The sequence below is a fragment of the Pseudomonas sp. SDO5271_S396 genome, assembly GCF_054071795.1.
The window spans coordinates 1-8,729 of sequence record NZ_JBSVWB010000093.1 but is presented as its reverse complement, the minus strand read 5'-3'; the positions used below and the strand labels follow the sequence as shown (position 1 = coordinate 8,729).

Sequence of the window (8,729 nt, the reverse complement as noted above, 5' to 3'; positions counted from 1 at the left end):
ATAGCGGTATATCAGTGCCAGATGTGCAGACTGGCCCACCGCTATCGCAGGCAAGCCAGCTCCCACAGTTTTAACCGCATCTCGTCAGTGAGGAATCACCACTCGGCAAAGCTGCCGTCGGCATGCCGCCAGATCGGATTGCGCCAGCGGTGGCCGATGGCCGCGCGTTCGGTCACGTATTCTTCGTTGATCTCGATGCCAAGGCCCGGCCCGTTGGGGATCTTCACGAAGCCCTGGTCATAGTCGAACACGCCCGGGTCGCGCACGTAGTCCAACAGGTCGTTGCTCTCGTTGTAGTGAATGCCCAGGCTTTGTTCCTGGATGAACGCGTTGTAGCAGGCCGCGTCCAGTTGCAGGCACGCTGCCAGGGCAATCGGGCCCAGCGGGCAGTGCAGGGCCAGGGCCACGTCGTAGGCTTCGGCCATGTTGGCGATCTTGCGGGTTTCGGTGATACCGCCGGCGTGGGACGCATCCGGCTGGATGATGTCGACATACCCTTCACTGAGTACGCGCTTGAAGTCCCAGCGCGAGAACAGGCGTTCGCCCAAGGCAATCGGCGTGCTGGTCAGCGGCGCCAGTTCCTTGAGCGCTTCGTAGTTCTCGCTGAGCACCGGCTCTTCGATGAACATCAGTTTGTACGGGTCCAGCTCTTTCATCAGCACCTTGGCCATGGGCTTGTGCACCCGACCGTGGAAGTCGACGCCGATGCCCACGTTGGGGCCGACCGCATCGCGCACGGCAGCGACGTTGGCCAGGGCCAGGTCGACTTTTTCGAAGCTGTCGACGAACTGCAGCTCTTCGGTGCCGTTCATTTTCACGGCGGTAAAGCCACGGGCCACGGCCTCTTTGGCGGCGCGGGCAGTGCCGGCGGGGCGGTCGCCGCCGATCCACGAATACACGCGGATCTTGTCGCGCACCTGGCCGCCCAACAGGTCGCTGACCGACACACCAAGGGCCTTGCCCTTGATGTCCCACAGCGCCTGGTCGATGCCCGCGAGGGCGCTCATGTGCACGGCGCCACCCCGATAGAAGCCGCCGCGATACAGCACGGTCCAGATGTCTTCGATGTTGCGTGGGTCTTTGCCGATCAGATAGTCGGACAGTTCTTCAACAGCCGCCGCCACCGTATGGGCGCGGCCTTCTACGACGGGCTCACCCCAACCGGTCACACCCTGGTCGGTCTCGACCTTGAGGAAGCACCAGCGCGGCGGGACGATAAAGGTCGTGAGTTTGGTGATTTTCATCTGTTATCTCTCTTGTCGATGCGGCGCCTGTGGGCGCGAAACGTGGACTCAGCTCAGGGATTTCCAGGCGGCGACATACGCCTGGGCGCGGCTCGCAACCTGATCCACCGTCATACCTGGCTTGAACAACCCGGAACCCAACCCGAACCCCTTGGCGCCGGCGTCGACGAACACCTGCATGTTGTCCGGAGTGATGCCGCCCACCGGCAGCAGCAAGGTGCCAACCGGCAATACTGCCAGCCAGGCCTTGATCACCGCCGGGCCCATTTGCTCGGCAGGGAACAGCTTCAGCACGTCGGCGCCTTCGGCCAGTGCGGCAAAGGCTTCGGTGGGAGTGGCCACGCCCGGCGACAAGTACAGGCCGGCGGCCTTCGCCGCGCGCAGTACCTTGGCATCGCTGTGGGGCATGACGATCACTTGGCCGCCGGCCGCCTTGACCTGCTCGACCTGTTCCGGCGTGAGCACCGTACCGGCACCGATCAGGCAATCGGCGGGCAGGCTGTCACGCAGGGTGCGAATGCTGGTGTAGGGGTCCGGGGAATTGAGCGGCACTTCGATCACGCGAAAACCCGCCTGGTAAAGCACTTGGCCGACCGCTTCGGCTTCGTCCGGGCGAATGCCGCGCAGGATGGCGATCAAACCGTTTTGCGCGAGTGCTTGCTTGAGCATGTCAGGCCTCCAATACAGGTTGAGTGAGCCCGGCCGCCACGGCCAACTGCCAAAGGCCGCGCTCGGTGGCTTCCTGCGCCAGGCGGACCTGGGCAAAGCCGCAAAGGGCGAGGGCGCGTTGATAACGGGCGCAGAGTGGGGCAGCACCGACCAGGATGATCGGCTGCTGTTTGGCGCGATTCGGCAGGCCGGCCAGCTCATGGCCGATCAGCAGGCCGGAGAGGTAATCAGGTTGCTGATCGGCGGCGAGTTCGCCGGTAAGCCCCAAGGTGCGCGCGCTGAACAGCGTCGACAGCACGCCACGTTGGCCATCCCTCGACAACGCCACCTGCACGCCCCGGTCAAAGGCTTCGGCCTGAAACTGCTCGCTGGGTTGTTGGGTGCGGCCCAGGATGCTGTGCTTGCTGAGTACCGCAAACACCTCGCCGGTCATGAAGGTGTCGAAGTGAGTGATACGCCCTTCGACCACCTCGACCCACTTGGAATGACTGCCCGGCAGGCCGATCAACACCTCGGCGCCAAGCCCTTGCAGCACACCCAATACCTGGGTTTCTTCGCCGCGCATGACGTTGGGCAGGCCAACCTGCTCGATCACGCCGGGAACGATATGTACGTCCACGCCGCGCAGGCTGTGCACGCGATGCAACGCCTGGCCAAGGCTCGCCACGTCCACGGGGGTGGCGCGGTAAGCCGCCTCGCTCCAACCCTGGGCACTGCCGACCATGCCGCAGGCGATCACTGGAAGATCAGGCTGTACATCGAGCCAATCACCACACGCCGCGTCGAACGCCAACTCGAAGCCATCGTCGCAACGCACGCCGGCGATGTCCCGTGGTTCGCTGGGCAAGTGCATGATCCCGGACGCCAGCGCGCGTTGCTCCAGCACTACGCCTGCGGGGCCGAGTTTGTAAGCACGAAGGGAGCTGGTCCCCCAATCGAGCGCGATCAATTGCGCCTGCATCGCTTCACCTGAAATGAGTGGGTGCTGAAAAAAGCAGATGGGCGAATATAAACCTACGGCCGAACATATCTCAATATATAAATATCAATCCCACATATTGGAACAAAACAAGATTAATCCTACCCCCGCCACGATTTTTCAGCGGGTAGGTCGTAGGAATTTTTGCTAATCGATTAAAAAATAGACAGGTCCAGCTCGCGCATCGCGCCCATCCAGATCGCGTAGTCGGTGTGGTCCTTCAAGTCATCACCGGTATCCGGATGCAGAAATACCACCAGCCCATTGCGATGCAGCGCCAACCAGGGCAGCACGACGCCGATGTATTCGGGCTCGAATGCCAGCTGGCAGCTCCAGTCGGGATGCGGGCCCACGGGCCGTTCGTGCATGCGGCCCATGCGCAGCGGGAACAGCCGCGCGGCGTCTTCACACAAGGTGCGGGCCTGTTCGAGGGTGGTGGCGTCGTAATAGATGTGGGCGTGGTAACCCTTGATACGTTGCATGGCGAAATCCGGCTCAGACATGGGCCGAATCCTAGACCGCAATCGATGGCAGGGCCAGCCCGGTCAACGACTGCGCACTGCTGGCCTGCTCCGCCAATAACCAACCGACAAAGCGCTCCACCAACTGCCCCCGGCGCTTGCGCTGGGGCTGGACCACGTAATAACCGAAGCGCGAGATCACCGTTTCGCTGATCGGTCGACACAACCACTGCTGCTCCAGCAGGTTATCCACCAGGTGACGCCAGCCGATGGCCACACCCTGGCCGGCAATCGCCGCCTGGACCAGCAGCGTGTAGTTGTCGAAGCGCAATTGCCCCGGCGTTGGCGCGGCACTGATGCCCAGCTCGCGAAACACGCCGGCCCAGTCGAACCACTGGCTGTTGTTTTCCTGACGCAAGTGCAGCAAAGGGAAATCGTGCAAATTCTGCACAGTCAACGGCCTGGACTGATCCTTCAGCCATTGCGGGCTGCACACCGGGAACACTTCTTCGTTGAACAACCACAGGCTGTCACCCTGCTTGAAACGGCCATCGCCAAACAACACCGCCACGTCGATATCGCTGCGCAGGGTGGCGTGGTTGCGTTCACTGGTCACCAGGCTCACATCCACCTGCGGGTTGGCCGCATGAAAGCGATGCAGGCGCGGCATCAGCCAATACGCGGCAAAGGCGAAGTCAGTGGCCACTTGCAGCACTTCATGCTGGTCCTGCCGAGTGATCAGGCTCAGGCCCTGGTTGATGCCCTGCAAACCGCCTTGCACATGCTCGAACAGCAAGGCCCCGGCGTCGGTGAGTTCGATGCCGCGATAGATCCGATCAAATAGACGGATCGCCAACTGTTCTTCCAGCCTTTTTATCTGCTGGCTGATCGCCGGCTGGGTCGTGCCCAACTCCATCGCCGCCGCGGTAAAGCTGCGGTGGCGCGCTGCGGCTTCGAACGCGCGCAACAGATCGAGGGAGAGATCGCCGAGGGCTTCAAACATAAGCTGTGCTTATCCTAGACATTGCTGTTCATGGGCTTTACCCCATTTTCCATGGGCTGCATGCTCATTCGCATAAACACCGCCTATGGAATGCCGATAACCCATGAAGCGCAAGAACATTCTTTTCATCATGGCCGATCAAATGGCCGCGCCGTTGCTTCCGTTCTACGGTTCTTCGCCCATCAAGTTGCCGAATCTCAGCCGCCTCGCCGAACAGGGCGTGGTGTTTGACGCCGCCTATTGCAACAGCCCGCTGTGCGCGCCGTCGCGCTTCACCCTGGTGAGCGGGCAGTTGCCGAGCAAGATCGGCGCCTACGACAACGCGGCAGATTTCCCCGGCGATGTGCCGACTTATGCCCACTACTTGCGTCGCCTCGGCTACCGCACCGCACTGTCAGGCAAGATGCATTTCTGCGGACCCGACCAGTTGCACGGCTATGAAGAGCGTTTGACCAGCGACATCTACCCCGCCGACTACGGCTGGGCCGTGAACTGGGACGAGCCGGACGTGCGCCCCAGTTGGTACCACAACATGTCGTCGGTGCTGCAAGCCGGCCCATGCGTGCGCACCAACCAGCTCGACTTCGACGAAGAGGTGGTGTTCAAGGCCCAGCAGTACCTGTTCGACCATATTCGCGAAGACGGCGACCAACCGTTCTGCCTGACGGTGTCGATGACTCATCCCCACGACCCGTACACCATTCCCAAGCCGTTCTGGGACCTGTACGACGACGCCGACATCCCTTTGCCTGCCACACCCGCGCAAGGTGATCTGGACCCGCACTCCCAGCGTCTGCTCAAGGTCTACGACTTGTGGGACAAGCCGCTGCCTGTGGACAAGATCCGCGATGCGCGCCGCGCCTACTTTGGCGCGTGCAGCTACATCGACAGCAACGTTGGCAAGCTGCTGCAAACGCTGGAAGACACCGGCCTGGCCGACGACACCATCATCGTGTTCTCCGGCGACCACGGGGACATGCTCGGCGAGCGGGGCCTCTGGTACAAAATGCACTGGTTCGAAATGGCCGCGCGGGTGCCGCTGTTGGTCAGCGCGCCGGGGCAGTTTGCGGCGGGTCGCGTGAGCAAAGCCGTGTCCACTGCCGATTTGCTGCCCACCCTGGTGGAACTGGCCGGCGGTGAGCTGGACCCACGCCTGCCGCTGGATGGCCGTTCGCTGATGCCGCACCTGCAAGGGCAGGGCGGGCATGACGAAGTTTTCGGCGAATACATGGCCGAAGGCACCATCAGCCCGCTGATGATGATTCGTCGCGGCGCTTACAAATTCATCTACAGCGAGGACGATCCCTGTCTACTGTTCGATGTGCACAACGACCCGCACGAGCGGGAGGACCTCAGCCAGTCACCGGAACACCGGGCACTGTTCGAGGCGTTCTTGAATGAAGCGCGGACCAAATGGGACATCCCGGCGATCCACCAACAGGTGCTCGCCAGCCAACGCCGTCGCCGTCTGGTGTTCGACGCACTGACCCAAGGCAAGCTGAAGAGCTGGGATCACCAGCCACTGGTGGACGCCAGTCAGCAATACATGCGCAACCATATCGACCTCGACGACCTGGAGCGCAAGGCACGTTATCCACAACCCTGCCAAAACCAATAAATAGACAGAGGGAAGGCCATGCAAAAGTTAGCGGTAGTGTTGGGCATGCTGGCGTTGAGCAGCACAAGCGTGTACGCGGACACCCGTTGTGAAACGGTGAAGATGGCTGATCCTGGGTGGAGCGATATTGCCGCCACCAATGCCATCACCGGTTTCCTGCTGACGGGCATGGGCTACAAACCCAAGGTCGACACCCTGGCGGTGCCGATTACCTTCGGTGGGCTCAAGGACGGCCAGGTGGATGTGTTCCTCGGTAACTGGATGCCGGCGCAGCAGGGTTTCTATGACAAGTTCGTGGCCAATGGCGATGTGGTGCAACTGGCGAAAAACCTCGACGGCACCGAGTTCACCCTCGCCGTGCCCGACTACGTGTGGGACGCCGGCGTGCATGACTTTGCCGACCTGAACAAATTTGCCGACAAGTTCGACAAGAAGATCTTTGGCATCGGCTCCGGCGCACCGGCCAATATCTCGTTGCAGGAGATCATCAAGAAGAACGACTTCGACCTCGGCCAGTGGAAGCTGATCGAGTCCAGCGAACAGGCGATGCTCGCCGAGGTGTCGCGGGCCGTTAAGAAGCAGAAATTCGTGACCTTCCTCGGCTGGACCCCGCACCCGATGAACGTGCAGTTGAAAATGCACTACCTCAAAGGTGGCGAGAAGTATTTTGGTGACACCGGCAGCGTGTATACCTTGACCCGCAAGGGTTATGCACAAGCCTGTCCGAATGTCGGAAAACTGCTGACCAACCTGAGTTTCACCCAGGAGATGGAGAACAGCATCATGGCCGAAGTCGCCAACAACAAAGTCAGCAATGCCGATGCGGCGAAGGCGTGGATCAAGGCCAACCCGGCGGTGCTGGATAAATGGCTGGACGGCGTGAAGACTGTGGATGGCAAGGATGCGTTATCCGCCGTCAAGGCAAAACTCTAAGGCCCAACGCTCATCCTTGGGGAACTGGCTTGTGTGGGAGCTGGCTTGCCTGCGATGCAGACGACTCGATCTGTCAGTTAGATTGAGATGATCCCATCGCAGCGGTGCGGCGATCCGACAAGCCAGCTCCCACAGAGGCCGGTGTGTGCTGATACCCTGATGCAAACCTGTCAACCCGAGCCTTTCATGCCCCGGCCCAACCGCCATACACTCTTCCCCTTCCTCGCCTGGCTACCGCGCCAAACCCGCACCAGCGTCGGTCGGGATGCCGTTGTCGGCCTCAGTGGCGCGGTATTGGCGTTGCCGCAGTCGATTGCCTACGCCTTGATCGCTGGCCTTCCACCGGAATATGGGCTGTACGCCGCCATCATCCCGGTGTTGATCGCCTGCCTGTGGGGCTCCTCGTGGCACCTGATCTGCGGTCCCACGGCGGCGATCTCCATCGTGCTTTATGCCAGTGTCAGCCCGCTGGCCGTGCCGGGGTCAAAGGACTACATCACGCTGATCCTTCTGCTTACCTTTCTCGCGGGTATTTTCCAGTGGCTACTCGGCATGCTGCGGTTTGGCGCACTGGTGAATTTCGTCTCCCATTCGGTGGTGCTCGGCTTCACCCTCGGCGCCGCCGTGGTGATTGCCCTGGGGCAGTTGCCCAACCTGCTGGGGATGGACCTGCCGAGCCAGGCCACGGCCATCAACAGCCTGGTGGCGCTGATCGACCATGGCGGCCAATGGGACCCGGCGTCCCTCGCCCTGGGTGCGGGCACGTTGCTGGTCGGCGCATTGCTCAAATACCTCGTACCACGCTGGCCGACACTGCTGATCGCCCTGGCTCTGGGCAGCCTGGTCGCGTGGCTGTGGCCGGCGATGTTCGGGCATGTGGCGCTGGTCAGTTCATTTATCGGCAAGCTGCCGCCGTTCAGCCCACTGCCCATGGACCTGGACGTGATCCTGCGCCTGCTGCCCAGTGCCGTGGCGGTAGGCATGCTCGGACTGGTGACCAGCCTGTCGATTGCCCGCTCACTGTCGGCGCGTTCTCAGCAGTTGCTCGATGCCAACCAGGAAGTCCGCGCACAGGGTTTATCCAATATCGTCGGCGGATTCTTCTCCGGCTACTTGTCAGCCGGTTCTTTTACGCGCTCGGGCCTGAGCTACGAGGCGGGCGCATGTTCGCCCTTGGCCGGCGTGTTTTCCGCAGTGTGGGTGGCACTGTTTGCACTGTTTGGCGCGGCATTGATTGCACACATTCCGATCCCGAGCATGGCCGCCAGCATCTTGCTGATCAGTTGGGGGCTGGTGGACCGTCGCGGCATTCGCGCCTTGTTCCGCGTCAGCCGCGCCGAGTTCGCAGTGATGAGCCTGACCTGTACCGCGACCTTGCTGCTGGAGCTGCAAACGGCGATCTATGCCGGGGTGCTGGCCTCGCTGTTTTTCTACCTCAAGCGCACTTCGCAACCTCGGGTGCAGCAATGGCGGGACGGCGATGAAGACGTATTGCGGGTCGGCGGCTCGATCTTTTTCGGCGCCAGCCATTACCTGCAAGTGCGCCTGCAAAGCTTGCAGGGCGAACGGGTGGTGATCGAAGCGCAGCAGATCAACTTCATCGACTATTCGGGGGTGGAAATGCTGCACCAGGAGGCGCGGCGGCTGCGCGGGTTGGGACGCAGCCTGACACTGCGCCGGGCGCGGCCGCAGGTGGTGGATGAGCTGAAAAAGCTGGAAGGAGCCGACAACTGCCCCATACATTTTGAAGACTGAATGCGGTCAAAACTGTGGGAGCTGGCTTGCCTGCGATAGCGGAGTATCAGCCCGCTCATTGGGTACT

8 protein-coding genes are annotated in these 8,729 nt (G+C 61.6%); 3 read left to right on the top strand and 5 right to left on the bottom strand.

Going from position 1 to position 8,729, the window contains the following annotated elements; all coding sequences use genetic code 11:
- Positions 1 to 95: 95 nt before the first annotated feature.
- The 5 genes from dgoD to ACW9IN_RS29625 all read right to left on the bottom strand — a co-directional run bounded on the left by dgoD (position 96) and on the right by ACW9IN_RS29625 (position 4,356).
- Positions 96 to 1,244, bottom strand: coding sequence for a galactonate dehydratase (gene dgoD, locus ACW9IN_RS29645; RefSeq protein WP_457369179.1), 1,149 nt, complete (start codon positions 1,242 to 1,244; stop codon positions 96 to 98).
- Between the two features lie 48 nt (positions 1,245 to 1,292).
- The gene (locus tag ACW9IN_RS29640) at positions 1,293 to 1,913 is read right to left on the bottom strand and encodes a 2-dehydro-3-deoxy-6-phosphogalactonate aldolase (RefSeq protein ID WP_457369178.1); all 621 of its coding nucleotides are present in this window, start codon (positions 1,911 to 1,913) and stop codon (positions 1,293 to 1,295) included.
- Between the two features lies 1 nt (position 1,914).
- Positions 1,915 to 2,874: a 2-dehydro-3-deoxygalactonokinase gene (locus tag ACW9IN_RS29635; RefSeq protein ID WP_457369177.1), complete on the bottom strand. Its 960-nt coding sequence runs from the start codon at positions 2,872 to 2,874 to the stop codon at positions 1,915 to 1,917.
- 173 nt (positions 2,875 to 3,047) lie between these two features.
- Positions 3,048 to 3,374: a DOPA 4,5-dioxygenase family protein gene (locus ACW9IN_RS29630; RefSeq protein ID WP_457369180.1), complete on the bottom strand. Its 327-nt coding sequence runs from the start codon at positions 3,372 to 3,374 to the stop codon at positions 3,048 to 3,050.
- 31 nt (positions 3,375 to 3,405) lie between these two features.
- Entirely contained in the window at positions 3,406 to 4,356 is a 951-nt protein-coding gene (locus ACW9IN_RS29625; protein WP_457369176.1) for a choline sulfate utilization transcriptional regulator, read from the bottom strand.
- A gap of 103 nt (positions 4,357 to 4,459) precedes the next feature.
- Here ACW9IN_RS29625 and betC point away from each other — a divergent pair, with 103 nt between their 5' ends.
- From betC to ACW9IN_RS29610, 3 genes are all read left to right on the top strand, one after another.
- On the top strand, positions 4,460 to 5,974 hold the full coding sequence (gene betC, locus ACW9IN_RS29620) for a choline-sulfatase (RefSeq protein ID WP_457369175.1): 1,515 nt from the start codon (positions 4,460 to 4,462) through the stop codon (positions 5,972 to 5,974).
- A gap of 18 nt (positions 5,975 to 5,992) precedes the next feature.
- Entirely contained in the window at positions 5,993 to 6,907 is a 915-nt protein-coding gene (choX, locus tag ACW9IN_RS29615) for a choline ABC transporter substrate-binding protein (protein WP_457369174.1), read from the top strand.
- Between the two features lie 186 nt (positions 6,908 to 7,093).
- Positions 7,094 to 8,662: a SulP family inorganic anion transporter gene (locus ACW9IN_RS29610; RefSeq protein ID WP_457369173.1), complete on the top strand. Its 1,569-nt coding sequence runs from the start codon at positions 7,094 to 7,096 to the stop codon at positions 8,660 to 8,662.
- Positions 8,663 to 8,729: the final 67 nt, after the last annotated feature.

What these genes read in the sequence shown, in the direction of transcription:
- ACW9IN_RS29630 (WP_457369180.1), bottom strand. Translation starts at nt 3,374, where the DNA reads ATGCAACGTATCAAGGGTTACCACGCCCACATCTATTACGACGCCACC.
- ACW9IN_RS29625 (WP_457369176.1), bottom strand. Translation starts at nt 4,356, where the DNA reads ATGTTTGAAGCCCTCGGCGATCTCTCCCTCGATCTGTTGCGCGCGTTC.
- betC (WP_457369175.1), top strand. Translation starts at nt 4,460, where the DNA reads ATGAAGCGCAAGAACATTCTTTTCATCATGGCCGATCAAATGGCCGCG.
- ACW9IN_RS29610 (WP_457369173.1), top strand. Translation starts at nt 7,094, where the DNA reads ATGCCCCGGCCCAACCGCCATACACTCTTCCCCTTCCTCGCCTGGCTA.
- choX (WP_457369174.1), top strand. Translation starts at nt 5,993, where the DNA reads ATGCAAAAGTTAGCGGTAGTGTTGGGCATGCTGGCGTTGAGCAGCACA.
- ACW9IN_RS29640 (WP_457369178.1), bottom strand. Translation starts at nt 1,913, where the DNA reads ATGCTCAAGCAAGCACTCGCGCAAAACGGTTTGATCGCCATCCTGCGC.
- dgoD (WP_457369179.1), bottom strand. Translation starts at nt 1,244, where the DNA reads ATGAAAATCACCAAACTCACGACCTTTATCGTCCCGCCGCGCTGGTGC.
- ACW9IN_RS29635 (WP_457369177.1), bottom strand. Translation starts at nt 2,874, where the DNA reads ATGCAGGCGCAATTGATCGCGCTCGATTGGGGGACCAGCTCCCTTCGT.